Source organism: Mycobacterium sp. URHB0044 (assembly GCF_000620625.1).
GTDB lineage: Bacteria > Actinomycetota > Actinomycetes > Mycobacteriales > Mycobacteriaceae > Mycobacterium.
Genome location: NZ_JIAW01000013.1, coordinates 1 through 25,173, shown reverse-complemented (window position 1 = coordinate 25,173; position 25,173 = coordinate 1). Strand labels below are relative to the sequence as shown.

At 68.7% G+C, this 25,173-nt stretch carries 25 protein-coding genes; 9 read left to right on the top strand and 16 right to left on the bottom strand.

Features of this window, described 5'->3' with window-relative positions; all coding sequences use genetic code 11:
• The first annotated feature begins 23 nt into the window (after positions 1–23).
• From N536_RS0123930 to N536_RS0123920, 3 genes are all read left to right on the top strand, one after another.
• A complete protein-coding gene (locus N536_RS0123930) occupies positions 24–572 on the top strand; it encodes an NUDIX hydrolase (RefSeq protein ID WP_029115923.1) in 549 nt (182 codons plus the stop codon).
• Entirely contained in the window at positions 569–1,645 is a 1,077-nt protein-coding gene (locus N536_RS0123925) for a low specificity L-threonine aldolase (RefSeq protein ID WP_029115922.1), read from the top strand. The genes N536_RS0123930 and N536_RS0123925 overlap by 4 nt, the downstream gene beginning before the upstream one ends.
• A gap of 64 nt (positions 1,646–1,709) precedes the next feature.
• Positions 1,710–2,018, top strand: coding sequence for a hypothetical protein (locus tag N536_RS0123920; RefSeq protein ID WP_029115921.1), 309 nt, complete (start codon positions 1,710–1,712; stop codon positions 2,016–2,018).
• A 10-nt stretch (positions 2,019–2,028) separates the two neighbouring features.
• Here N536_RS0123920 and N536_RS0123915 read toward each other — a convergent pair whose 3' ends face one another.
• From N536_RS0123915 to pruA, 3 genes are read right to left on the bottom strand one after another with little or no spacing between them, the layout of a single operon-like run.
• Positions 2,029–2,877 (bottom strand): oxidoreductase, encoded by an 849-nt coding sequence (locus tag N536_RS0123915; protein ID WP_029115920.1) that lies wholly within the window; start codon positions 2,875–2,877, stop codon positions 2,029–2,031.
• 53 nt (positions 2,878–2,930) lie between these two features.
• Positions 2,931–3,896: a proline dehydrogenase family protein gene (locus N536_RS0123910; protein ID WP_029115919.1), complete on the bottom strand. Its 966-nt coding sequence runs from the start codon at positions 3,894–3,896 to the stop codon at positions 2,931–2,933.
• A 2-nt stretch (positions 3,897–3,898) separates the two neighbouring features.
• Complete coding sequence (gene pruA / locus N536_RS0123905; RefSeq protein WP_029115918.1) at positions 3,899–5,536, bottom strand: L-glutamate gamma-semialdehyde dehydrogenase; 1,638 nt, start codon at positions 5,534–5,536, stop codon at positions 3,899–3,901.
• A gap of 84 nt (positions 5,537–5,620) precedes the next feature.
• Here pruA and N536_RS0123900 point away from each other — a divergent pair, with 84 nt between their 5' ends.
• On the top strand, positions 5,621–7,204 hold the full coding sequence (locus N536_RS0123900) for a CdaR family transcriptional regulator (RefSeq protein ID WP_029115917.1): 1,584 nt from the start codon (positions 5,621–5,623) through the stop codon (positions 7,202–7,204).
• Between the two features lie 50 nt (positions 7,205–7,254).
• Positions 7,255–7,677, top strand: coding sequence for a CoA-binding protein (locus N536_RS0123895; RefSeq protein ID WP_029115916.1), 423 nt, complete (start codon positions 7,255–7,257; stop codon positions 7,675–7,677).
• 13 nt (positions 7,678–7,690) lie between these two features.
• Here the strand turns inward: N536_RS0123895 and N536_RS0123890 are convergent, their stop codons facing one another.
• From N536_RS0123890 to fdxA, 3 genes are read right to left on the bottom strand one after another with little or no spacing between them, the layout of a single operon-like run.
• Positions 7,691–8,545 carry a proline iminopeptidase-family hydrolase gene (locus tag N536_RS0123890; protein WP_029115915.1) on the bottom strand — a complete coding sequence of 285 codons (855 nt, stop codon included), beginning with the start codon at positions 8,543–8,545 and terminating at the stop codon, positions 7,691–7,693.
• A gap of 2 nt (positions 8,546–8,547) precedes the next feature.
• On the bottom strand, positions 8,548–9,624 hold the full coding sequence (dapC, locus tag N536_RS0123885; RefSeq protein WP_029115914.1) for a succinyldiaminopimelate transaminase: 1,077 nt from the start codon (positions 9,622–9,624) through the stop codon (positions 8,548–8,550).
• Between the two features lie 39 nt (positions 9,625–9,663).
• On the bottom strand, positions 9,664–9,987 hold the full coding sequence (gene fdxA, locus N536_RS0123880) for a ferredoxin (RefSeq protein ID WP_029115913.1): 324 nt from the start codon (positions 9,985–9,987) through the stop codon (positions 9,664–9,666).
• A gap of 265 nt (positions 9,988–10,252) precedes the next feature.
• Here fdxA and N536_RS0123875 point away from each other — a divergent pair, with 265 nt between their 5' ends.
• Entirely contained in the window at positions 10,253–10,822 is a 570-nt protein-coding gene (locus tag N536_RS0123875) for a PadR family transcriptional regulator (RefSeq protein WP_029115912.1), read from the top strand.
• Entirely contained in the window at positions 10,815–12,833 is a 2,019-nt protein-coding gene (locus N536_RS0123870; RefSeq protein ID WP_029115911.1) for an NADPH-dependent 2,4-dienoyl-CoA reductase, read from the top strand. Before N536_RS0123875 ends, N536_RS0123870 begins: the two co-directional genes overlap by 8 nt.
• 1 nt (position 12,834) lies before the next feature.
• Here the strand turns inward: N536_RS0123870 and N536_RS0123865 are convergent, their stop codons facing one another.
• The 3 genes from N536_RS0123865 to N536_RS0123855 form a co-directional block, all read right to left on the bottom strand.
• On the bottom strand, positions 12,835–13,383 hold the full coding sequence (locus tag N536_RS0123865; protein ID WP_029115910.1) for a YceI family protein: 549 nt from the start codon (positions 13,381–13,383) through the stop codon (positions 12,835–12,837).
• A 97-nt stretch (positions 13,384–13,480) separates the two neighbouring features.
• Positions 13,481–14,638 (bottom strand): P1 family peptidase, encoded by a 1,158-nt coding sequence (locus N536_RS0123860; RefSeq protein ID WP_029115909.1) that lies wholly within the window; start codon positions 14,636–14,638, stop codon positions 13,481–13,483.
• A 42-nt stretch (positions 14,639–14,680) separates the two neighbouring features.
• Positions 14,681–15,139, bottom strand: coding sequence for a DUF2231 domain-containing protein (locus N536_RS0123855; RefSeq protein WP_029115908.1), 459 nt, complete (start codon positions 15,137–15,139; stop codon positions 14,681–14,683).
• 240 nt (positions 15,140–15,379) lie between these two features.
• Here N536_RS0123855 and N536_RS39325 point away from each other — a divergent pair, with 240 nt between their 5' ends.
• Positions 15,380–16,105 carry an IclR family transcriptional regulator gene (locus N536_RS39325; protein WP_197040221.1) on the top strand — a complete coding sequence of 242 codons (726 nt, stop codon included), beginning with the start codon at positions 15,380–15,382 and terminating at the stop codon, positions 16,103–16,105.
• A gap of 445 nt (positions 16,106–16,550) precedes the next feature.
• Positions 16,551–18,053 carry a PGRS repeat-containing protein gene (locus N536_RS43450; protein WP_051574732.1) on the top strand — a complete coding sequence of 501 codons (1,503 nt, stop codon included), beginning with the start codon at positions 16,551–16,553 and terminating at the stop codon, positions 18,051–18,053.
• A 28-nt stretch (positions 18,054–18,081) separates the two neighbouring features.
• Here the strand turns inward: N536_RS43450 and N536_RS0123840 are convergent, their stop codons facing one another.
• The 7 genes from N536_RS0123840 to cofH form a co-directional block, all read right to left on the bottom strand.
• Positions 18,082–19,026 (bottom strand): TAXI family TRAP transporter solute-binding subunit, encoded by a 945-nt coding sequence (locus N536_RS0123840; RefSeq protein ID WP_029115907.1) that lies wholly within the window; start codon positions 19,024–19,026, stop codon positions 18,082–18,084.
• Positions 19,023–20,405 carry a HAMP domain-containing sensor histidine kinase gene (locus N536_RS0123835; protein WP_029115906.1) on the bottom strand — a complete coding sequence of 461 codons (1,383 nt, stop codon included), beginning with the start codon at positions 20,403–20,405 and terminating at the stop codon, positions 19,023–19,025. The genes N536_RS0123840 and N536_RS0123835 overlap by 4 nt, the downstream gene beginning before the upstream one ends.
• 1 nt (position 20,406) lies before the next feature.
• A complete protein-coding gene (locus tag N536_RS0123830; RefSeq protein ID WP_029115905.1) occupies positions 20,407–21,072 on the bottom strand; it encodes a response regulator transcription factor in 666 nt (221 codons plus the stop codon).
• Between the two features lie 33 nt (positions 21,073–21,105).
• Complete coding sequence (locus tag N536_RS39315) at positions 21,106–22,452, bottom strand: MFS transporter (RefSeq protein WP_036437518.1); 1,347 nt, start codon at positions 22,450–22,452, stop codon at positions 21,106–21,108.
• A 138-nt stretch (positions 22,453–22,590) separates the two neighbouring features.
• Complete coding sequence (locus tag N536_RS0123820) at positions 22,591–23,109, bottom strand: hypothetical protein (RefSeq protein ID WP_231514616.1); 519 nt, start codon at positions 23,107–23,109, stop codon at positions 22,591–22,593.
• Between the two features lie 34 nt (positions 23,110–23,143).
• The gene (locus N536_RS41680; RefSeq protein WP_155948702.1) at positions 23,144–23,458 is read right to left on the bottom strand and encodes a hypothetical protein; all 315 of its coding nucleotides are present in this window, start codon (positions 23,456–23,458) and stop codon (positions 23,144–23,146) included.
• 182 nt (positions 23,459–23,640) lie between these two features.
• Positions 23,641–25,173: 5-amino-6-(D-ribitylamino)uracil--L-tyrosine 4-hydroxyphenyl transferase CofH (gene cofH, locus N536_RS0123815; RefSeq protein ID WP_029115903.1), on the bottom strand; the 1,533-nt coding region annotated here is incomplete at its 5' end.

Sequence of the window (25,173 nt, the reverse complement as noted above, 5' to 3'; positions counted from 1 at the left end):
GCTGCCATGGGGATACTTGACCGGTGGATTTCATCGAGCGCATCGCCTCGCGGGAGGTGTACCGGAACCCGTGGATGATCGTCAGGGAGGACGACGTGCGCAGGCAGGACGGCCACGTCGGCATCTATGGCGTCATCGACAAGCCGACCTACGCGCTGGTGATCCCCAAGGACGGCGACCGGTTCCGGCTCGTCGAACAGTTCCGCTACCCGATCGGCCTGCGCCGCTGGGAGTTTCCGCAAGGCACCGCGCCGGGAACGCTGGAGGGCGACGAGCCGCCGCCCGCCGAGCTCGCCGCCCAGGAGCTGCGCGAGGAGACGGGTCTTCGCGCCACGTCGATGGTGGTGCTCGGCCAGCTCGACGTCGCGCCGGGAATGAGCAGCCAGCGGGGCTGGGTGTTCCTGGCCACCGGCATCACCGAGGGCGAGCACGAGCGTGAGCCCGAGGAGCAGGACATGCACAGCGAGTGGTTCACCGGGGACCAGATCGAACGGATGATCGTCGACGGGATCATCACCGACGCGCAGACCCTCGCCGCGTGGACGCTGCTGCGGCTGTGTGGGTCGAAGTGACGATCGCCCCACTGCACGACCCCGATTGGCGCGGCTTCGCGAGCGACAACTACGCCGGCGTGCACCCCGAGGTGCTGGCCGCGATCGCCGCGGCCAATGGCGGCCACCAAGTCGCGTACGGCGAGGACCAGTACACGGCCCGACTGCGATCGGTGATCGGCGAGCACTTCGGCGAGCGTGCCGAGGTCTTCCCCGTGTTCAACGGCACGGGCGCGAACGTCATCTCGCTGACCAGCGTCCTGCCGCGCTGGGGCGCCGTCATCGCAGCGGCGACCGCGCACATCAACACCGACGAGGCCGGCGCACCGGAACGGATGACGGGCATCAAACTGCTCACCGTGCCGACCCCCGACGGCAAGCTGACGCCAGAGCTCGTCGCCCGCGAGGCGTGGGGCTGGGGCGACGAGCACCGCGCCCAGCCGTTGGCCGTCAGCATCACCCAGACCACCGAGATGGGCACGCTCTACACACCCGACGAGGTTCGGGCCATCGCCGACTTCGCCCACGGACACGACATGGCCGTCCACATGGACGGCTCGCGGCTGTGGAACGCGGCCGCGGCGCTCGGCGTGCCGTTCCGCGACTTCACCACGGACGCAGGGGTCGACGTCCTCAGCCTCGGCGGCACCAAGAACGGGCTCCTCGGCACGGAGGCGGTGGTCGTGCTCGCTCCTGAGCGCGCCACCGGTCTGGTCTACCTGCGCAAGCTGACGATGCAGCTGGCCAGCAAGATGCGGTTCGCCTCGGCGCAGCTGCTCGCGCTCTTCGACGACGGCCTCGGCCTGCGCAGTGCGGCACACGCCAACGCGATGGCCGCGCGCCTGCGTTCGGCGCTCGAGGCCGGCATCGCCGACGGAACGCTGGCCGGGCTGGCGCTGACGCAGGACAGCCCGGCGAACGCGATCTTCGCGACGCTCGCCACGGATACGGCGGACCGCATTCGGGAGCGGGTGCGCTTCTACGACTGGGATCGCGCGCGCGGCGAAGTGCGCTGGATGACCGCGTGGGACACGACGGAGGCCGACGTCGACCGGTTCGTCGCCGTCATTCACGAGGAGTTCGCAGCCAACTGAAAGTCGGGACCTACCCTGCGCGAGGCTAGGGTGGACGCGGGCCGGGTGAGTCGTTGGGAGCGTGATGGTTGCCCTGAAGCGTGGGATTCTGATCTTCGGATGTGCAGTGGCGTTTGCTTTTGCACCGTTGGTGGTCGCCGCGCCGGCATCCGCCGACGGCTGTCCCTGGGGGACGACGCCGACCCGGTTCCCCGGCGTGTGCACCAGTGGCGCGTCGAGCGGCAATGCGCCTGCCGTGGTCATTCCGCCGCAGGCGTCGGCGCCCGGCGCCGTGGTATCCCCCGACCCCGCGGGAGTCGGTTCCGTGAACGGCATCCCCTGCACGCCAGAGCACTACGGCACCTGCTTGGCGATGCAGCAGAGCCAGGGTTGATCGCGGCGTTCTAGCCGTCGAATACCGTTGCGCGGCCGACCTTCTCCCACGCCGCCAGCTCGGCCTTCGCATCCTCCAGCGCCGTGGCGACCGCGTCGACCGCGTCGTTGCCGAGGGCGAGACGCAACGGCGGCTGTTCGGAGTTCAGCGCGGTCAGGATCGCCGCGGCCGCCTTCGCCGGATCGCCCGGTTGCTTCCCGTCGTCCTCGGGCATGCCGGTGCGCAGCGGCTCGATCTGATCGTCGTACGCGGCGATCGGAGTGGACACCAGCAGCGCGCCTGGCCCGTTGAACGACGTGCGGAAGGCGCCGGGTTCGACGATGAGCACCCGGATGTCGAAGCCGCCGACTTCCTTGGCCAGTGCCTCCGACCACCCCTCGAGGGCGAACTTGGTCGCCGAGTACGCGCCGACGCCCGGAAAGGTGAACCGGCCACCCATGCTGCTCATCTGGACGATCGCGCCGGATCCGCGCTCGCGCATCTGCGGTAGCAGCGCCCGCGTCAACGCGGCCGGCCCGAAGAAGTGCAGATCCATCAGAGCGCGCAGTTCTTCGTCGGAGGTCTCCTCGGCGGCGCCGATCGCGCCGCGGCCCGCGTTGTTCACCAGCACGTCGACCCGACCGTGGCGTGCCAGCACCTCGTCGACGGCGGCCGCGATGCGGTCGTGGTCGGTGATGTCGAGTCGCAGCGGGGTCACCCGATCCGGCGCGGCGTCCACCAGGTCGGCGAGCGTGTCGGGGCGCCGGGCCGCGGCCACCACCGTGTCACCGGCCGCGAGCGCCGCTTCCGCAATGGCCCGGCCGAAGCCGGAGTTGGCGCCGGTGATGAGCCAGACCCGATTGGCAGTTGATTCGGTCATGGTTCATGTATTGCAGCAGCGGCGGCCGCTGTCCAGCGCGGAGTCCGCCGGGGTCAGTGCCGTCGCTCGGCCAGCGCCCGCAGGAAGAACGTCAGGTTGGCGGGACGCTCGGCGAGCCGGCGCACGAAGTAGCCGTACCACTGGGTGCCGAACGGCACGTACACCCGCACGTGGTTGCCTTCCTCGGCGAGCCGACGCTGCTCCGCGTCGCGGATGCCGTACAGCATCTGATACTCGAAATCGTCGACCCCGCGGCCGAATTCCCGCGTCATGGCCGGCACGGCCTCGATGATCTCCGGGTCGTGCGAGGCGATCATCGGATAGCCCTTACCCGCCATCAGGATCCGCAGGCAGGTGAGATACGAGTCGGTGACGTCATCACGGTCGCGGAAGGCTACCGACGCGGGCTCGTCGTACGCCCCCTTGCACAACCGGATCCGCGCACCGGACGCCGCGAACTCCGAGCAGTCGGCGCGGCTGCGCTTGAGGTACGCCTGCAGAACCGTGCCCAGCCAGTCGAAGTCCGCACGCAGTTCGCGCACGATCGAGAGCGTCGAGTCGGTCGTGGTGTGATCTTCGGCGTCGACGGTCACCCAGATGCCGGCCTGCTGCGCCCGCTGACAGATGGTGTGGGCGTTCTCCAATGCGATCTTCTCGCCGTCGCGCGGCAGCGCCTGGCCCAGCGCGGAGAGCTTCAGCGACACCTCCAGCGGTCGCGCCGCTGCCGTCGGCTCGTCGCGGTTACTCAGCCCGTCGAGCAGTGCCAGGTACGCATCCACGGTGGCGTTCGCCGTGTCGATGTCGGTGACGTCCTCGCCGAGATAGTCGATCGAGATCAGCCGACCGGAATCCCGAAGTAGCTCAACGGCATTCAGCGCGTCGGTGGCGGTTTCGCCGGGCACGAAGCGCTGCACGACCTTGCGCGTGACGGGCAGTCGCTCGCTGACGCGCCGCAGACCGTCGGCGCGGCTGGCGGCCAGGATGGCCGGGCGGACGACCCGGCTGAAAACGTCGGCCATTGTCACGCCTCCATGTGTGGGTAGGTGTGGTTGGTGGGCGGAACGAACGTCTCCTTGATGGAGCGGGCGGACGTCCACCGCAGCAGGTTCTGCGCCGAGCCCGCCTTGTCATTGGTGCCCGAGCCGCGCGACCCACCGAACGGCTGCTGGCCGACGACGGCGCCGGTGGGCTTGTCGTTGACGTAGAAGTTGCCTGCGGCGTACCGCAACCGGTTCTGGGCCGTCAGCACAGCCGACCGGTCGTCGGCGATCACCGCACCGGTGAGGCCGTACTTGGATCCGCCGTCGATGATGCCGAGCACGTCCTCGAAGCGGTCGTCGTCGTACACGTGCACGGCGAGGATCGGGCCGAAGTACTCGTTGCGGAACGCCTCGTCGGTCGGGTCGTCGGACAGCAGCACGGTGGGCCGCACGAAGTAACCTTGGGCGTCGTCGTATTCGCCGCCTGTGGCAATGGTGACGCCGGGCGCGCTCTTGGCGCGTTCGATGGCTGCCACGTTCTTGGCGAAGGAGCGGTCGTCGATCAGCGCGCCGCCGTAGTTGGACAGGTCGGTGACGTCGCCGTAGGTCAGTGCCTCTGTCGCGCCGAGGAAGTCGTCGCCCATCCGCTGCCACACCGATCGCGGGACGAACGCCCGCGATGCCGCCGAGCACTTCTGCCCCTGGTAGTCGAAGGCACCGCGAATCAGCGCCGTGCGCAACACGTCTGGCCGTGCCGATGCATGTGCGACCACGAAGTCCTTGCCGCCCGTCTCGCCGACCAGCCGCGGATAGGTGTGGTAGCGGTCGATGTTGGTGCCGACCTCGCGCCACAGGTGCTGGAACGTCGGGGTCGATCCGGTGAAGTGGATGCCGGCGAGCCGCGGATCGGCGAGCACCACGTCGGAGACCGCGTAGCCGTCACCGGTGACCAGGTTGATCACGCCGGGCGGCAGGCCCGCAGCCTCGAGTAGCTGCATGGTCAGGTACGCCGAGAACGTCTGGGTGACGGACGGTTTCCACACGACGGTGTTGCCCATCAACGCGGGCGCGGTCGGGAGGTTGCCCGCGATGGCCGTGAAGTTGAACGGCGTGATGGCGTAGACGAAACCCTCGAGCGGACGGTAGTCGGTGCGGTTCCAAACCCCGCTCGCGCTGACCGGCTGTTGTGCCAGGATCTGCCGGGCGAACGCGACGTTGAACCGCCAGAAGTCGATGAGTTCGCACGCCGCGTCGATCTCGGCCTGATACGCCGACTTGGACTGGCCGAGCATGGTCGCCGCGCACAACTTCTCGCGCCAGGGGCCGGCCAGCAGATCGGCGGCACGCAGGAACACCGCGGCCCGCTCGTCGAACGGGGTCGCCGCCCATGCGTCCTTGGCGGCGATGGCAGCGTCGACCGCGGCAGCGGCTTCGGCGTGCCCGGCGTTGGTCAGCGTGCCGAGTACCGCACCGTGGCGGTGCGGTTGCACCACGTCGATGCGCTCCCCGTCGCTCATGGCGTGCGTGCCGCCGATGACGTGGGGAAGGTCGATGGCGTCGCCGACGAGCGCGTCCAGCGCGGCGGTCAGGCGGGCGCGTTCGGGGCTGCCTGGGGCATATTCGCGGACCGGCTCGTTGGACGGCGCCGGGACGTCGGTGATGGCGGCGAAGGCGTTCATATGCACAACGATCTCGCACTCCGGTCCGCGAACCTTTGGCCGATCGGACAAGCTCTGCCCATAGTGTCGGTAAGATCACACAACATGATGAAGTCCGGCGTGAGCCTCGGTCAGCTGATCCTGGCGCTGGACGCAACCATGGTGACCTTGGTCGAGGCGCCGCGAGGGTTGGACCTGCCCGTCGCGTCGGCCGCACTCATCGATGGCGACGACGTCCGGCTCGGTCTGGCGGCGGGTTCGGGTTCGGCCGACGTGTTCTTCCTGCTCGGCATCAGCGACGACGACGCGGTCGGCTGGCTCGACCAGCAGGTCAAACGGCGCGTCCCCGCGGCCCTCTTCGTCAAGGAGCCCGCCGCCGCCGTGGTGGCGCGGGCCGTCGCGGCGGGGACGGCGGTCGTGGCCGTCGAACCGCGGGCGCGCTGGGAGCGCCTCTACCGGTTGGTCGATCACGTCTTCGAACATCACGGCGACCACGGCGATCCGATGTACGACTCGGGCACCGACCTATTCGGCCTCGCACAGTCGATCGCCGACCGCACCCACGGCATGGTCAGCATCGAGGACGCCCAGTCGCACGTGTTGGCCTACTCCGCCTCCAACGACGAGGCCGACGAGCTGCGGCGGCTCTCGATCCTGGGACGCGCGGGCCCACCCGAGCACCTCGCATGGATCGGCCAGTGGGGCATCTTCGACGCCCTGCGCGCCCGCGACGACGTCGTCCGCGTCGCCGAGCGCCCCGAGCTGGGGTTGCGGCCACGCCGCGCCATCGGCATCCACCAGCCCGGCACGGATCGGCGCCGCGCCGCCATGTTCGTCGGCACCATCTGGGTACAGGAGGGGTCGCGTCCGCTCGCCGACGACGCCGACGAGGTGCTGCGGGGCGCAGCGGTGCTGGCCGCCAGGATCATGTCGCGGCTGGCAGCGACGCCCTCGACGCATGCCGTGCAGGTGCAGGAACTGTTGGGCCTGGGTGGCGGTGACGAAACGCCCGTCGCCGAACTCGCCCGCGACCTCGGCATCGTCGCCGACGGACGCGCCGCCGTCGTCGGCTTCGACTGCGCCACCGACGCGCCGTCACGGTTGGCAGACGTTCTCGCGTTGAGCGCCAGCGCGTTTCGGCACGACGCGCAGGTGGCAGCGAGCGGATCGCGGGTCTACGTGTTGTTCCCGCACACCGGCCGTGCCGCATCGGTGACGTCGTGGATCCGCGGCACGATCGGGGCGCTGCGCACCGAGTTGGGCCTCGAGCTGCGGGCCGTGATCGCCACGCCCGCAACGGGACTGAGCGCGGTCGCCGCCGCGCGCGCCGAGGTGGACCGGGTACTCGACAGCGCGGGGCGCCATCCCGGTGCCATCGGGCAGGTCACCTCCCTCGCGGAGGCGCGCACGACGGTCCTGCTCGACGAGATCGTCACGATGATCGGCGCCGACGAACGGCTGATCGACCCGCGGGTGCGCGAACTCCGCGAGAAGGACGCCGTCCTGGCCGAGACGTTGCGGGCCTACCTGGACAGCTTCGGTGACGTCGCCGCCGCGGCCCAGTGGCTGCACGTACACCCCAATACGGTGCGCTACCGCATCCGCAGGCTCGAGGAGACGCTGGGCACGTCACTTGCCGATGCCGATGTGCGACTGTTGCTTTCGTTGAGCCTGCGCGCGACGGGTTGACCGAGCCTCCGAGGGGTACGCGGAAACCAGTTGGTGAGAGGAGAGATGCCGTGACCACAGCGACGACGCACAGCAACCCGGAGGCCATCCGTCGACTCCTGGCCGCGAAGACCTGGGCGTTCGTCGGGTTGACCGACGACCCCTATCGCACCGCGTTCGAGATGGCGGACTTCCTGAGCCCTCGTGGCGTGCGCTGCGTGCCCGTTCACCCCAGCGCCCAGTCGGTCCTCGGGGAACGCGGATACGCCAGGCTGGGCGACATCCCGTTCCCGGTGGACGTCGTGGCGGTCTACCGCCGTTCGGAATTCGCAGGCCCACACTTCGACGAGGCCGTCGAGATCGGGGCTGCCGGCGTGTGGACGCCGCTGAGGGTGGTCGACGAAGCCGCCGCCGAACGGGCCATGGCCGCCGGCCTCACCGTGGTGATGGACCGCTGTCCCATGATCGAGTGGCCGGCCTACGGGCCGCGCTGACCCGATCCCTCGGTCACACCGACGCCAGGAACTGCCGCACCGTCCGAATGAACGCGTCGGTCTCCGTGACCATGGGCAGATGGGCGGACGCCTCGAAGACGTGCCACCGCGCGCCGGGGATCGCATCGACCATCGGCCGGACGCAGCCGGGCGTCATCTCGTCGTGGCGACCGGACGTCACCAGTACCGGAAGGTCCAGTTCGCCGAGTCGATCCGTGACGTCCCAGCCTGCCATCGTGCCGGTGAACTTCCACTCCGCGCCGATCATCGCCGCGTAGACCGCCTCGTTCATGCCGGCCAGCGCGGTCCGCACGTGCTCGGGGACGGCGTCGCTACCCATCAGGTGTAGTCGGTTGAACAGCGCGAAGGCGGCCAGGTACTCGGGATCCGTTGTGGTTCCGGCTGATTCGTGGCAGTCGATGACGGCGCCGGCCCCGTCGGGCAGTGCGTCCTTCAGCGCCGCGACCTCGCGCTCGAAGGTGGGGATGCTCGCGCAGGTGTTGGCCAGATGCAGGCTGACGAGCCCGGACGGGTCGCGCAGTGCGTACTCGAGGGCAACCCAGCCGCCTGCGGACTGGCCGAGCAGGTGGACCCGGTCGAGGCCCAACGCGCTGCGTACGGTGTCGATCTCGTCGACGAAGGTGCCCAGCGTCCAGAGCGCGGAGTCCTCGGGCCGGTCGGATCTGCCGCAGCCGATCTGGTCGTAGTAGACCACCTGCCGCTCGTCGGCCAGCGCGTCCAGGTCACGCAGGTAGTCGTGCGGCATGCCGGGTCCACCGTGAATCACCAACAGCGGCACCGCATTCCCGTCACCGACGGTGCGGTAGTGGATCGAACCGTGTGGTCCGGCGATGGCGCCCTCTGGCACGGCTAGGCCGCCAGGCGTGCCACCGCGGCGTCGATGCGCTCGTCGGTGGCGGTCAGGGCAATCCGCACGTACTCGGCGCCGCGCGGCCCGTAGAACTCGCCAGGGGCGACGAGGATGCCGCGTTGCGCCAGCCACGCGAGCGTGTCTCGGCACGGCTCGCCGCGCGTCGCCCAGAGGTAGAGGCCGGCATCGGAGTGGTCGACGGTGAAGCCGGCGTCGCGCACCGCACGCAGCAGAGCGACACGTCGGCGCGCATAGCGCTCCTTCTGCTCCTTCTCGTGGGCGTCGTCGTCGAGCGCCGCGACCATGGCGGCCTGCACCGGCGTCGGGACCATCATCCCGGCGTGCTTGCGCACGGCCAACAGCTCGGCGACGACGGCAGGATCACCGGCGACGAAGCCGGCGCGGTAACCGGCAAGGGACGACGTCTTCGACAGCGAGTGCATCGCGAGCAGGCCGGTGTGGTCGCCGTCGCAGACCGACGGATGCAGCACCGACACGGGCTCGACCTCCCAGCCCAGCCCGAGATAGCACTCGTCGGAGGCGACGAGCACACCTCGGTCACGCGCCCAGCCGACGACCTTGCGGAGGTGTTCGACGCCGAGAACGGCGCCGGTGGGGTTGCTCGGCGAATTGACGTACACCAGCTTCGGGACGCGCGGTCCGAGTTGGGTGAGCGAGTCGGCGTGGGCGACCTGCGCGCCGGCCAGGCGGGCACCGACGTCGTACGTCGGGTAAGCCAGCTCCGGCACCACGACGAGGTCATCCGCCCCGTAACCGAGCAGGGTGGGCAGCCAGGCGATCAGTTCCTTGGTGCCGATCACCGGGAGCACCGCGTCGTCGGCGAGGTCGGTGATGCCGTAGCGGCGGCGCAGTGCCGCCGTCGCGGAGGCGCGCAGGGCGGGAGTGCCCGCCGTGGTCGGGTAGCCAGGCGCGCCGCTCGCGTCAGCGAGTGCCTGGCGGATCAGCTTGGCGACCGGGTCCACCGGCGTGCCGACCGACAGGTCGACGATGCCGCCGGGATGGGCCTTGGCCGCAGCGGTGACGTCGGCGAGGGTGTCCCAGGGAAATACGGGCAGCGATCCGGAAACCGGACCGGTGAGCGACCTGGCCGTTGGTCAGTCCTCGCCCTGCGGCGGCAAATCCTTCACGGCCTGCGGGTCGTTGTCGGTCTGCCCGACCTTGGAAGCGCCACCCGGCGAGCCGAGCTCGGCGAAGAAGTCGGCGTTGATCTGGGTGTAGCCGCTCCACTGGTCGGGGACGTCGTCCTCGTAGTAGATCGCCTCGACGGGGCAGACGGGCTCGCAGGCACCGCAATCCACGCACTCGTCGGGGTGGATGTACAGCATGCGGGCGCCCTCGTAGATGCAATCGACAGGGCATTCCTCGATGCATGCCTTGTCTTTGATATCGACGCAAGGTTCGGCGATCGTGTACGTCACGAAGGTCTCCTCGACTCCTGTTAGGGCTGCCGGTTGGTTCAGTCTGTTCGGGCTCGGTGAGGAGCCGCCGCAAGTATGCGTTGCGCAAACCTGGACGCCTGTCTCAGTGTGCCCTAACTTTGCGCGCCGCCCGTATGACGGGTGGCGCGCGTGGTTACTGATACTAGACGTTGCAGATACAAGTCGACCAGTCGCCACACCGGCTGCCGATCCGATGCTGTGCAACTAGTTGCATAGGACTCCCGGTATCACCTACGCTGCCGAGATGGCCCTGCCCCACGCGATCCTGGTGTCGCTGAGTGAGCAGGCCGGCTCCGGTTACGAGCTGGCCCGCCGGTTCGACCGGTCCATCGGCTACTTCTGGTCCGCCACTCATCAGCAGATCTACCGGACGCTGCGCGCCATGGAGGACGACGGCTGGGTGCACGTCGACGTCGTCGAGCAACACGGCAGGCCGGACAAGAAGGTGTACGGGGTGACCGAGGCCGGCCGCGCCGAGTTGATCCGCTGGATCGCCGAACCACTGTCCGGCCGAGGCAGCTCCGTCACCGACGCCCGGACCCGCGAGCTGGCGGTGAAGATCCGCGGCGCCGCGTACGGCGACGAGTCGACGCTCGCCGCGGTTCGTCACCAGGTGGCCGGTTTGCGGCGCGAACGCGCCGAATTGCTGGACACCTACCTGAATTTCGCGAAACGCCAATTTCCCGATCCGGCCGGATTGCACGGTGCAGCCCTACATCAGTATCTGGTGCTGCGAGGCGGTATCCGCGCCGAGGAAGGCTCGGTCGACTGGCTCGACGAAGTGCTGACCGCATTGGGAGGAACACATGCCTGAACACCCGTATCCGAACCTGTTGTCGCCGTTGGACCTCGGCTTCACCACACTGCGCAACCGCGTGGTCATGGGTTCGATGCACACCGGGCTGGAGGACCGCAGCCGCGACATCGACCGGCTGGCAACGTATTTCGCCGAGCGCGCTCGCGGCGGAGTGGGGCTCATCATCACCGGCGGCTATGCCCCCAACCGCACCGGGTGGCTGCTTCCGTTCGCCGCGCAGCTGGTGTCCTCGTCGGAAGCCCGGCGACACCGTCGCATCACGAAGGCCGTCCACGATGAGGGCGCCAAGATCCTGCTGCAGATACTGCACGCCGGACGCTATGCGTACCACCCACTCTCGGTCAGCGCGTCGTCGATCAAGGCGCCGATCAATCCGTTCCGGCCGCGCAAGCTGCGGGACGTCAACGGCACCATCGACGACTTCGTGCGCTGTGCGCTGCTGGCCCGCGAGGCCGGCTACGACGGCGTCGAGATCATGGGCAGCGAAGGGTATCTGCTCAACCAGTTCCTCGCGCCGAGGACCAACAAGCGCACCGACGCCTGGGGCGGCACCGCCGAGAAGCGGCGCCGCATGCCGGTGGAGATCGTGCGCCGGACCCGTGCCGCGGTCGGTGAGGACTTCATCATCTGCTACCGCATGTCGATGGCCGACTACGTCGAGGGCGGCCAGACGTGGGATGAGATCGTCGCGCTGGCAACGGAAGTCGAGACCGCCGGGGCTACCATGATCAACTCGGGCTTCGGCTGGCACGAAGCCCGCGTGCCCACCATCGTGACGTCGGTGCCCAACGGCGCGTTCGTCGACGTCAGTAACGCGGTGGCCGAGCACGTCGGCATTCCGGTGGTGGCGTCGAACCGGATCAACATGCCCGAGGCGTGCGAGCAGATCCTCGCCGATGGCCAGGTGCGGTTGATCTCGATGGCGCGCCCGTTGCTCTCGGACCCAGACTGGGTGAACAAGGCACTAGCCGGCGCTGCCGACGAGATCAACACCTGCATCGCCTGCAACCAGGCCTGCCTCGACCACGCCTTCGTGCACAAGACGGTGTCCTGCCTGCTCAATCCGCGGGCAGGCCACGAGACCACGCTGGTGCTGGGACCGACGCGGCGCGCCAAACGGGTCGCGGTGGTCGGCGCCGGACCCGCGGGTCTGTCGGCGGCAGTGACGGCGGCCGAGCGCGGCCACCACGTCACGCTCTTCGAGGCGAGCAGCACGATCGGCGGCCAATTCGACTTGGCACGACGGATTCCCGGCAAGGAGGAGTTCGCGGAGACCATCCGCTACTACACCCGGATGCTCGACAAGCACGGCGTCGACGTGCGGCTCGCGACCCGAGCGGGCGTCGACGAGCTGGCCGGGTTCGACGACGTCGTGCTGGCGACTGGCGTGTCGCCGCGGATGCCCGACATCCCCGGCATCGATCACCCGATGGTGCTGTCCTACGCCGAAGCCATCACCGGAAAGCCCGTCGGCAAGACCGTGGCGGTGGTCGGCGCTGGTGGGGTCGGCTTCGACGTCAGCGAGTTCCTCGTCGTGGACGAATCACCGACGCTGAACCTCAAGGAGTGGAAGGCCGAGTGGGGTGTCGTCGATCCGCAGGAGGCCCGCGGCGCACTCACCACTCCCCTGCCTGCGCCGCCCGCCCGCGAGGTCTACTTGCTACAGCGGACGAAGGGGCCGCAGGGCCGTGGACTCGGCAAGACGTCGGGCTGGGTGCACCGCGCGTCGCTGAAGGCCAAGGGCGTGCATCAGCTGTCGGGCGTCAACTACGAGCGCATCGACGACGACGGCCTGCACATCAGCTTCGGGCCCGACCACTCCGATCGGCGGCTGCTCGAAGTCGACAACGTGATCATCTGCGCCGGCCAGGAGCCAGTGCGTGATCTCGAGGAAGGACTGCGCCGCAACGGTATCGAGCCCCACGTCATCGGCGGTGCGGCCGTCGCGGCCGAGCTCGATGCCAAGCGTGCGATCCGCCAAGGCACCGAGCTCGCCGCGAAGCTGTAACTCAGGCCTGCTTGAGCGCCTCAATCTGGAGCGTGATGGTGACCTTGTCGCCGACGACGGCGCCACCGGTCTCCAGCGGCATGTCGATGTCGATGCCAAAGTCCTTGCGGTTCAAGACGACCGAGGCCTCGAAGCCGGCCACCTCACCGTGTCCCATGCCCGGGTTGACCCCGTCGAACTCCAGCGCCAGCGTGACGGGCTTGGTGATGCCCTTGAGGGTGAAGTCACCGTCGAGCAGGTAGTTGTCGCCATCGGCGCGCACGCCGGTCGAGACGAAGGTAGCGGTCGGATGGTTGGCGGCGTCGAAGAAGTCAGCGGCCTTCAGGTGCTCGTCGCGCTGCTCGTTGCCGGTGTGGATCGAGTCGACCGCGATCTCGGCGCTCACCGAAGGAGTGCCGTCCTCGGCGACGACGATCGCGCCGCTGAACGATTCGAAGGTGCCGCGGACCTTGCTCACCACGAGGTGGCGAACCGAGAAGCCGATCGACGAGTGTGCGGGGTCGATGGCCCAGGTGCCGGTGCTCAGGTCGGTCGCTACTGCTGCGGTCATGTCGTTCTCCTTGGCTGGGAGCGCCGGCCTTCCCGGCGCCTCACCCAGTCCAAACGGACCACAGTCCGAATTTGTTCCGGACTCCGGTCCGGATTTTTCAGGCGAGCATCTCCGTCAGGCGGTCGAGGGGCAGCCGAGGTGACCGGTGACCGTCCCGGCCGACCATGTCGTCGTTCACGACCAGCGCGTTGAGCACGGCTTCTTCGACGGCCTGCACGACGCCGGCATAGAACGCATCCATCCGGCCCCACGGGATGAAGCGCATCGTGCCGAACTCGTCGTCGCCGGGCGGGCCGAGCGGAAAGGCGCTCTGCAGGCCGGGGGCGTCGGCCGTCGAGAACGCGAGGAAGATGTCGCCCGAGAAGTGGCTGCCCGCGGTGCCCGTCCGCGCCAGCCCCAGCGGCACCCGGCGGGCCAGCGCCTTGCACTGTCCTGGCAGCAGCGGCGCGTCGGTCGCGACGATGGCGATCACCGACCCCGCACCGGGCGGTGGCCGCACGCCGAGGTCCGCCGCGAACCAGTCCTCGTCGAGTGGGTTGTCGTCGGCGAGCAGCGCACCGACGTACCTGCCCGCCACGGTGAGCTCGCTGCGCGAGCCGAAGTTCGCCTGCACGAACGCCGCCACGGTGAAGTCGTGCGAGCCGTACCGCACGACCCTGGACGCGGTGCCGTTGCCGCCCTTGAATTCGTAGCAGTTCATTCCGGTGCCGCCGCCGACGGATCCCTCGGGCACCGGGCCTGACACGGCGGCATCGAGCGCGGCTTCGACGTGTTCGGGCCGCACGTGGTTGCCGTTGATGTCGTTCAGGTAGCCGTCCCACGTCTCGGCGCAGACGGGTAGCAGCCATTGTCGAGCGACCATTGGATGCACCCGGTTCACCCAACTCACCACCCCGGTGTGACAGGAGCCAACGGCATGCGTATTCGACAGCACCACAGGCAGATTGAAGGCGCCGGACTCTTCGATCCACGTCGTGCCGGTCATCTCGCCGTTGCCGTTCAGTGAGAACCAGCCCGCCGCGCACGGTTGCCCGACGCCGTCACGCCCGCGCGGCAGGATGGCGGTGACACCGGTGCGCACCGGTCCCCGACCGACCTCCAGCGGACCCTCCCCGTCGATCAGGGTGACGGCTCCGACCTCGACGCCGGCGACGTCGGTGATCGCGTTGAGCGGTCCTGGCTCGCCGGGCAGGTCGATCCCGAGCCCACGGGCCCGCGGTCGTCCGTCAGCAGTGTGCGTCTGGGGTGAAGTCACACTCCTGACTAGCACGCCGCCGCCCAAACGGCTGACCGACGCTCAGCCGCCGCCCCACACGGACTGCGCGCCGGAGTCCCCGATTCGCACCACGGTCACGATCGACGACACGCCGACGGCAAGGGCGACGACCGCCACCACGACGGTCGCCACGGTCCTCGGCTTGTCCGACCGCCCCTCGAGCAGGTGCAACACCGCCAGAGCCACCGCCACCACCAGCAGCGCGACCGAGAAGTAGATCATCCACCCGCCTCGCAAGGCGTGCTCCGCGAGCATAGGGCTGACCTGGGGCCGCTGGTCGTACAGCCACTCGCCGGCCTCCGTCGTCAGCGGAGTGAGCACGGCCGTCACCGCGGCGAGCGCCACGACGAGCCACACCAATCGGCGACGCGCGGCGGGCCACACGCCGCACAGCATCTCCAACACCGCGGTGAGCGGCGCCAGCACGACGATGGCGTGCACGAACAAGACATGGGCGGGCAACCCGCTAATGGTGGTCACACACTTGCTCCTCGGCTCGGCGGATCGGACGCCGCAATGGTCGTCTCCCCCTATATACGTCGTGGACGCGCATCCGGATCGAACCTGCCTCGTCCGTGGGTGCTTACGTTCGATCGCATTGGGGGCAGACCAGGCAGTATGCTCCTCGAGCTGCGCGTTTGCAGCCGGGAACGAGGCTCCATTGTGGACACGGGTGGTCGCGACGGGGCTGACCCAGACGTCGGCCAGATAATCACCGGCTTGGCTTCTGCTGGGAATCTCGGTGGACGTGGCGTGCTTGAGGGCGCATTTCAAGTGCTCGGCGTGCTGGCCCAGTCGCAGGTAGGCGTCGGCCTGTCGGAGATCGCCCGCCAAGCCGCGCTCCCCAAGTCGACGACGTATCGGCTCTTGGAGCAGCTGGTGGACCTCGGCGTGGCGCAGCGCCACGACCGCCGCTACTTCGTCGGACCGGGACTCGCTCGCCTGGGCAACGCCTGGCAACCGCACCCCGGTTTGCAGGGCGCGACTCGTGCGCCAGCGCGGACGTTGTCGGCGTTGACCACGACCGTCGTCTCCATCTCGGTACTGCACGAGGATCGGGTCCGGGTCGTGACGGCGACTCGAGGGGTGGTGACCGACGTTCCGCGAATGCAGCCATACGACGAGATCCCGCCGACCCACGCCGGCGGCCTACTGCTACGGCTGACCCAGCGGGGCCCGAACGACGAACCGCCTTCCGGTTTCACTTCCTCGCAGTGGCGTCAGGCACACGCCGATTTTGCCCGGCCCGGGAATCTAGTGGTCGACCATCAGGAGGTGCTCGCCGGCGTGTGTTGCGTGGCCGCCCCGGTTCGGTGCCCAGACGGTGAGCTGATCGCGTCGATCAGCGCCATCTCGCTCACGTCCTCCGTGCCTGCCGGACTGCCCGAGCTGGTGCTGAAGGCCACACGCGAGATCACCCGCAACCTTGGGCGTGCCGGTGGGTGATGTCGGTCCGCTCAGTGCACCGAGCCCTTTCGCGTTGATGTCGTGGTGGCGAAAACTTCTGCGGCACACCCGTCCAGGGTGATTCGCGGCTGAGGACCAACGCCCTCTGTCTTGAGGGCAGGTTTCAGAAGCAATGCTTGCCAAGCAATCGACCGACATCACCACGCGATCCGGTGTTCCGGACAGGATTTCCGGGTTCTCGGTCATTGGCACCGCTCGAGCAGTCATCGATGCTGACTGTGAAGCAAAACGAAGCCAAGCCACGGATACGCAGCTAGCTGATCGACCGCAACGCTGCCCGCCTTGGTAAGGCCGGTCCGCTCAGTGAACCGAGTCCTTTCGAGTCGAGGTCGCGGTACCGAACACTTTGCGAAAAGCATCCCAAGTTGATTAGCCGGCCGAGGACCGAAACCCTCTGCCTTGAGGGAAGGTTCCGACAGCGACCATGACCAAGCAATCCACCATGATCACCGCCGTGTTGGCGGCGGGCGTGTTAGCCGGCGCGGGCACCGCCATGCCGACAGGCGCGCCGCCCATCGCGTCGTCGGCCACATCCACGACCCCCGTGAGCATTTCGGCTCCGGCGTTGGCTGCGGTCATCACACCCAACATCCTGTTCGCCGCAGGTGGGGTGCCCCGGCTGATGGTGGTGCGCCCCGGCGGAAGCCTAGGCGTCGGCCGCACAGCCAGGTCCGGGCCGGCCGCGGACACTGGTGACCACACCACAGCGGCAACGACCATCGGCGTCGCGGCACCCGCGCTGAACCCGTTGACGCCCAGCATGTTCGCTCCCGGTGTGTTCGCACACTCAACGGCGGTACCGGGCGGCGGGCCATCCGGCCTCGTCGGCCCCGCGGCCCTGGCGGCGATCAGCCCAGGCACCGCCGACGCGCCGGTGCCGATGGCCGCAGTCAATCCCGGTGACGCGATCGGCACCCTCATCGGCGGCGTCATCGGAATATTCATCAGCAACGGCGGTCCCGGACAGAACGCTGGGCTGCTGATCGGCAATGGCGGCGACGGCCTCCCAGGCCAGAACGGCGGCCGCGGCGGCTTGCTGTTCGGCAACGGCGGCAACGGCGGCGTCGGTCTCGCAGGACGGGCCGGTGGAAATGGCGGCAACGCAGGCCTGTTCGGCAACGGCGGTGCCGGCGGTTCGGCCAGCGCGAGCAATGACGTCGCCATCGGCGGTGCCGGAGGAAACGGTGGCAACGGTGGCATCCTTTCCGGCGACGGCGGTAACGGCGGTCGAGGCGCTACGGGTCTCAGCGAGGATGTCGACGTCACCGGCGGTCATGGTGGAACGGGTGGCAACGGTGGCCTGCTGACGGGTAGCGGCGGCAGCGGCGGTGCCGGAGGCGGTGGCATCAGCGTAACCGGCAATGCAAGCGGCGGTGCGGGTGGCAATGGCGGCCAAAGCGGGGTCGTCGCAGGCGATGCCGGCGACGGTGGCAACGGCGGCAACGTCGAGACCAGCGTCGGTAACACCAGCGGCGGAGCGGGCGGCGATGGTGGGCGCACCGGTGTTTCCGGCATCGGCGGTGACGGCGGAAACGGCGGACGGGCGGTCACCAATGGCGGTGATGCCATTGGCGGCGACGGCGGGAACGCGGGCCAGGGCGGCGTTCTCGGCAACGGCCCCGGCGCAGCAGCATCAGGCGGCAACGGCGGAGGCGCCGTCAGCGCCGGCACCAGCACGGCCCCAGGGACGGCCAGCGGGGGCGCCGGCGGCAACGGCGCCAGCGGCTCGCCGGGACAAGCAGGCGGTCCTGGCGGAGTCGGCGGTGCCGGTACTTCCACTGCCGGCGTCGGTCATGGCGGCCAGGGTGGCAACGGCGGTGCCGGTGGGCTCGGCGCGCCGGGAGGTGCCGCAGGTTCCGGCGGTGCGGGTGCCGGCACGCCCGGCAGCAGCAACGGTTCGGCTGGCAGCAACGGACCCGACGGCTAGATATCCGGCCCGTTTCAGGTGATTCACGTCAGCCGTGCAGCTTGCGGTACGCACCCACCGCGCCCGAGTGCAACGGCACCCGACCGGTCTGGATCATCGCCGGCGGGTCGAGATACTGCAGCCCGCGGACGTAGGGCGGCACCAGCCGCGGGGCTTCGGAGGCGAGGACGTCGACCACCGCGGCGACCACGTCGGACGCCGTGTCTTGGCGGCACAGCAGGAGATCCGGCACGCCGATCGAACGCAGTCCGGGCGGCACGTAGTTCACGGTCGGCACGCGGCGGGCGAGGTAGGGGTACCCGGAACGCGCCATCAAGGTCGCCTGCTGGCCGAGGTCGACCATCCGCAGCGGCACCGTGGCGTCCAGCTCGGCGAGGGCGGGCGTCGGCACTCCTCCGGACCACACCAGTGCGTCTACGGTGCCGTCCCCGAGTCGAGAGAGACTCTCCTGCAGGGGATACCCGAACATCTGGACGCGACCGGTGAGGCCGGCGGTGTCGAACAGCACCTGGCTGGTGGCCGCAGCGCCGGATCCGGCAGCGCCGACGGAGACCCTCTTTCCCGCGAGGTCTGAGAGTCGTTGCACGGCAGCGGAATCACGCACCACGACCTGTAGGTAGTTTTCGTACACCCTGGCAACGGCCGGCGGTGCGGTGCCCACCGCACCTGCGGCCCGATCCTGCTCGGTGACGTCGGCCAGTGCGAGCCCCAGGTCGACATCACCAGCCCGCAGCAACGCGAGGTTGTCGACACTGCCTTCCGTGGGAACCACCTCGACGCCGATGCCCGAATAGCGGGCTTGGATGCGTTCCGCGAGAAGCGCTGCGAACGCGATGTAGAGCCCGCCCCGTTGTCCCGCCGCAAGGCGCACACTGGCGCGTGGACCGCCGGGGACGCACGCGCTGGCCGCCAGCACAGCGGCCCCGAGAACGAATGCGCGACGGCTCATTTCGGCCGATCGCCCGTCGATCACGTCTCATCCCCTGCCATGGGGAGCGAACAACGGACGAGCAGGCCGCCCTCCGGCGACGCCTCCACCGAGATTGCCCCGCCGTACCCAGACGCGATCTCGCCGGCTATCGCCAGGCCGAGGCCCGTCCCTGCACCACCGTCCTGCTGTCCTCGCCAAAACCGCATCGCTGCCCGTTGCAGGTCCGCACTGGGCAGTCCGCGTCCGTCGTCGCTGACGATCAGCTCCACCATTTGATCGTTCACCACGGTCGACACACTGACCGTGGTGTCCGCACCGGCGTAGCGCAGCGCGTTGTCCAGCGCGACGTCGAGCAGTTGTTCCACGTCGTGGCGGGCGACCCGGACTGCGAGACCCCTGGGGCCGGCGTGGTGGCGCAGTCGCTGATTCTGCCCCTCGGCGACGGGCTGCCAGAACGCGATGCGCTCGCCGATGAGGTCATCGAGGTCGGTCGACTCGGCCACGGCGGCATGCAGACCGACCTTGCGACTGCCGCTGACCTCCTCTGCCCGGGCCAGTCGGAGCAACTGCTGCAGGAGGTGTTCCAAACGATCCAACTCCGCGGTCATCGAGCCGTACGTCGATCGCCCGTCCTCCGCTACGTAGTGGTCCAGGCTGTCCGCGCGCAGCCGGACGGCGGCCAGCGGATTGCGCAGTTGATGAGACGCGTCGGCAACGAGTCGGCGTTGGCGGTCGAGCGACGCCCGCACCGCACGTGCCATCGTGTTGAAGGCGGCGGTGAAGTGGCGCACTTCCGGCGGACCCGTGACGTCGACGGGCGGTCCGGCAACGCCTTCCGTCATCTCAGCCACCGCGCGCTCGAGCCCATCGAGCGGCCGAAGGACCCACCTCGTGATCGCGCGAGCCGCGAGGACGGCCAAGGCCAGTAAACCCAAGCAGCCCAACGCCACCCACATCCAGGCGCGGGCGACATCGCGTGCCGCCGTCGTGGTGTCCACCGCCACCACGACGGCGCCGACCAGTTCGCCGTCGCGTCGCACACCCACGGCAGTCAGGACGGGATCGGGGTGCCAGGGCAGGATTCGCGCCCATGGTGGCGCGGGCGCATCGACCAGCGCGCCATTCGCCGCGGACGCGACGGCCGATTCGTCGGTGCTGAGTCCACGCGAGGCAAGCGGCTGTCCGTCGGTGTCGACGATCAGCACGCCTTCCCCGTAGACGTCGTAGTAGCGGTCGACGAGGGGTTGCACGGGCATGCCTGCCACGGCGGCCGAATCCGCGAGCGCGGTGAGTTGCCTGCCCCGCTCCTCGGCGAGCACTGCAGTGCGCCGGGCCGCCGAACTGACCGCGAGCGGAACGGCAAGTGCGACGGTGGTGAGCAGCGAAAGCACGACGAGGACGATGCGAACCCGCAGGCCCATGTCAGGTGTCCAGCCGGAAGCCGAACCCGCGCACCGTCTGCAGCGGAAGGCCGGTGAGTTTGGCCCTTACCTGGCCGATGAAGAAGTCCAGCGACCGCGAACGGCCCACGACCGCGGTTCCCCACACTTCGAGCATCAGTTCTTCGCGGCTGACCGCCTCGCCTTGGCGACCGGCCAGCAAGGAGAGAAGCTGAAATTCGGTCTTCGTGAGCGTCTGTGGGGTGCCGTCCAAAGTGACTTCTCGGCGCTCCCGGTCGATGGTCACGGGACCGGCCACCACCGGCGCGGCATGCGCAGCGGCGTCGCTCCCGGACCGGTTGACGCGCCGCATCACTGCCTGGATTCGCGCCAGCAGCACCGCTTTTCGCACCGGCTTGACCAAGTAGTCGTCGGCTCCCGCGCGCAGCCCCAGCACCACCGCGCCGTCACTGTCCCGTGCGGTCATGATGATCACGGGCACGGCCGATGCGCGCCGCAGGGTGCGCAAAACCTCGAGGCCATCCATGTCGGGCAGCCCGAGATCCAATAGGACGAGATCGCAACCCTTGACGCGGTGCAGAGCGTCGGCGCCACGGCCGGTCCGCACGACGGTCGCGCCGGTCTGGCCGAGAAGTTCGGCCAGCGCCGACGCGACACCCTCGTCGTCTTCGACGAGCAACACCTGCATGTTGCTGATGGTATGACCCTGGCACCCAACCACCTAGGCGGTTGCGGGCTCTGCCCTGTCTGCATCGAGTTCTTTTGTCTCCCGTTCCAAGTGGGAACGACGTGAAGACTCGCCCATGAAGACGTAGACCAAGAGCGAGATCAACGCACAGCCGGCGACGTAGAAGAAGAACCAATTCTCGTGGCCGATGTTCTTCAGCCCCAACGCGACGTACTCCGTCGTACCGCCGAAGATCGCGACCGTCAGCGCGTATGGCAGACCGACGCCGAGCGCCCGGATCCGAGCGGGGAAGAGCTCCGCCTTGACCACCGCATTGATCGACGTGTAACCCGACACGATGACGAGGCCGATCATCATCAGGCCGAACGCGGACAGCGCGGAACCGGCGTGACCGACCGCGGTGAGCAACGGCACCGTGCCCAGTGTCGCGCCGATACCGAAGGCGATCAGCAGAGGGCGACGGCCGACGCGATCCGAGAACGCGCCGACCAGCGGCTGCAGCCCGACGAACAGCAGCAGCGCGACGAAGTTGATCCACGTCACCTGCTCCTTCGGCAGGCCGGTCGTGTTGATCATGAACTTCTGCATGTAGGTGGTGAACGTATAGAAGGCGATGGTGCCGCCCAAGGTGAGGCCGACGACGGTCAGGCATTCGCGCGGGTACGCGAGCAAGACCTTCAGGCTGCCCCGTTCGGTGTCTTCCTTGACAGCGAGCTGGTAGTTCTCCGACTCATCCATGGTGCGGCGCAGCCACATGACCGTCACCGCCGCAATTGCACCGACGACGAACGAGATTCGCCAGCCCCACGACTGCATCTGCGCCGAGGTGAGCGTCTGCTGCAGGACGATCTGCAGGCCCAGCGCGAGGAGTTGGCCGCCGATCAGCGTCACGTACTGGAACGACGAGTAGAACCCGCGGCGGTGTGGGGTCGCCACCTCGCTGAGATACGTTGCGGAGGTTCCGTATTCGCCGCCCAGTGACAGCCCCTGCAACAGCCTCGCGAGGACGAGCAGTATCGGTGCCAGCGCACCGATCTGGCCATACCCCGGAGTCAAGGCGATGGCGAGCGAACCGACGCCCATCATGGTGACGGAAAGGGTCAGTGCCGCTCGGCGCCCGAATCGGTCGGCATACATCCCGAAGAGCCAACCGCCGAGCGGCCGCATCAGGAAGCCCACCGCGAAGATGCCAGCGGTGTTCAACAGCTGCGCCGTCGGATTGCCCGACGGGAAGAAGACACTCGCGAAGTAGATGCTGAACGCCGCATAGGCGTACCAGTCGTACCACTCGATCAGGTTGCCGAGCGATCCGCGGATCACGTTGCCGGCAACGGATCTCGTGCGACGCGATCCGCCACTGGCCTGCTCCGTCGACTGCATGTCGATGTGCCTCCTCTTGTCGTTGGTGTCGACCATGATGTGACGCGCGCCACGTCGCATGGAATGGGCGTGGGGTTCATCCGGGTGTTTCCTTGCACGATCCACAGATTCGTCGGCGTGCGCGGCGTTCGGAGTACATCAATTCCGGAGGCGGGGGCCGAGTCTGGCTACGGCAAGCTCGATCGTCTCGATGCGAGCCGGCTCGAGGCCCCACGGCTGGTGCACTCCGACACGGTTGTCGAGATCCCAGAGGACACACTGTTCGCCGGGCCGCGCAACCAGCGACCACGCGATGACGGTCCTCCGCAACTGCTCGTCCATCGGATCCATGGCTGGCATGCCCTCGGTTGGAGCGCCGGCCGGGTGGTGGTGCATGAATCGTCCGTAAGCCTTGGTGCAGAAGGCTTGATAGTGCGCGGTGTGCAGAATCAGGCCGTGCCATGCCTCGTCCACCGCGTGCGATGGCATCCCAATCACCTGGCGGTCACGCAGCCCGGCCGCGCAACATCGCAGCCACTGCCGCAAACCGGTCTCGACGAGATCGCGTGGCTGCCACGGGCACGTCTTGAACACTGCAGGCGGGAGCTCGAGGTTTGCCACCGCAGCGAACGACCGATCGAACCCGGTGCCATGCCGACGCCACATCTTGTCACTCATGTTGCCATCCAATGACTTTGACTGAACGTAGGGGTCAACCGCCGCAACCGCCGCAGCCGCCGCAGCCACCACACCCGCCGCAGCCACCGCACGTGGACGCCACAGCCACCCAGGCAGTGGTCTTCTTCGCCCGTGACTGCGGACCATCCGAAGCCCCGGCCGACCAGACATCTCCAGGGACGGCGGCCCGGACCTTGCGTGCGCTGCGTAGGGCGTGCGCGTCCCGACGATATCGGGCTTCCGCATCCTCGCCGGCCGGACGGCGTCGCCTCCCGCGCCACACCAACAGGGCAACGGCAACTGCCACACCCAGCGCGATGAGCACCACACTCAGTTGCGTCAACTGCATGATGGACCTCCTGCTCGCAGCAGATGCCAGCATCATGTGATGGACACCACACGCGCGAAAGAGAGACGCTCCTAGTCGGGGGGTTTCCTTGCACGATCCACAGATTGGCGCGCGAGCGCGCGCGTTTGCAGGTCACACACTGGCGTGCCGTGCGACAGACACGCGCTCGCGGGAGAAGGGGACTACGCGGCGAGCGGGGCGTACGTGGTGGTGCGCTGCCGGGCCGGACGGCCGATCCCCTCGGCGATGGCGGCGAGCTCCGCCGCCGTCTTGGCCGAACCGTTCTCGGAGCCGGCCATCCGCGAGATGGTCTCCTCCATCAGCGTGCCGCCGAGATCGTTCGCACCACCGGTGAGCATCACCTGCGTGCGCTCGACACCGAGCTTGACCCAGCTGGTCTGGATGTGATCGATCCTGCCGTGCAACATGATCCGGGCCAACGCGTGCACGGCCCGGTTGTCGCGGTGCGTCGGGCCGGGACGAGCTCCGCCGGCCAGGTACAACGGCGAGGACTGGTGCACGAACGGCAACGGGACGAACTCGGTGAACCCGCCGGTGCGGTCCTGGATGTCGCGCAACACGTTGAGGTGTCCGACCCAGTGCTTGGGGGTGTCGACGTGTCCGTACATCATCGTCGAGCTCGACCGCAGGCCCACCTCGTGCGCGGTCGTGATGACCTCGATCCACGCGGAGGTCGGCAGCTTGCCCTTGGTGAGCACCCAACGCACCTCGTCGTCGAGGATCTCCGCGGCGGTGCCCGGGATGCTGCCCAGCCCGGCCTCGCGCAGGCTGGTCAGCCACTCGCGGGTCGAAATGCCGCTGCGGGTCACGCCGTTGGAGATCTCCATCGGGGTGAACGCGTGCACGTGCATCGAGGGCACCTTCGCCTTGACCGCACGCACCAGGTCGGCGTAGCCGGTGACCGGAAGCTCGGGATCGATCCCGCCCTGCATGCACACCTCGGTGGCGCCGGCGACGTGCGCCTCCCACGCCCGGTTGGCGACCTCCTCGGTCGACAGCGAGTACGCGTCGGCGTCGCCCTTGCGCTGGGCGAACGCGCAGAACCGGCAGCCGGTGTAGCAGATGTTGGTGAAGTTGATGTTGCGGTTGACCACGAACGTCACGTCGTCGCCGACCACGTCACGGCGCAGCGAATCAGCCAGTGCCGTAACGGCTTCCAGCGCCGGTCCGTCGGCCGTGGCGAGCGCCAGATACTCGTCGTCACTGCAGCCGGCCGGGTCGCGCTCGGCCGAGCGCAGCGCCGCCAGCACGTCGGTGTCGACGCGCTCGGGGGCACGGGCGGCCAGCTCGTGCACCTTCTCGCGAATGGACTCCCAGTCCCCGAACGCGCTACCCAGGTCGCTGCGGGTCTCGGTGAGCCGCCCCTCGGAGTCGATCGCGGTGTGCAGATCCGTGCGCCCCAGTGACTCGGTGGCCTCGTCGGGCTCCTGCCACGGCCGCCCCACCGGGTTGACGTCACGCGCCAGGCCGGTGTCCGGGTCGGCCAGCGCGTCGACGTGCCCGCGTACCCGCGGATCGATCCACGCCGCGCCGGCCTGCACGTACTGCGGCTGCGCGGTCAGCCGCTGCACCAGGTCGTAACCGGCTTCGGCGGTGACGGCAGCCAGCTCGTCCAGCGCGGGCCACGGCCGCTCCGGGTTGACGTGATCGGGGGTGAGCGGTGAGACGCCGCCCCAATCGTCCACACCGGCGCC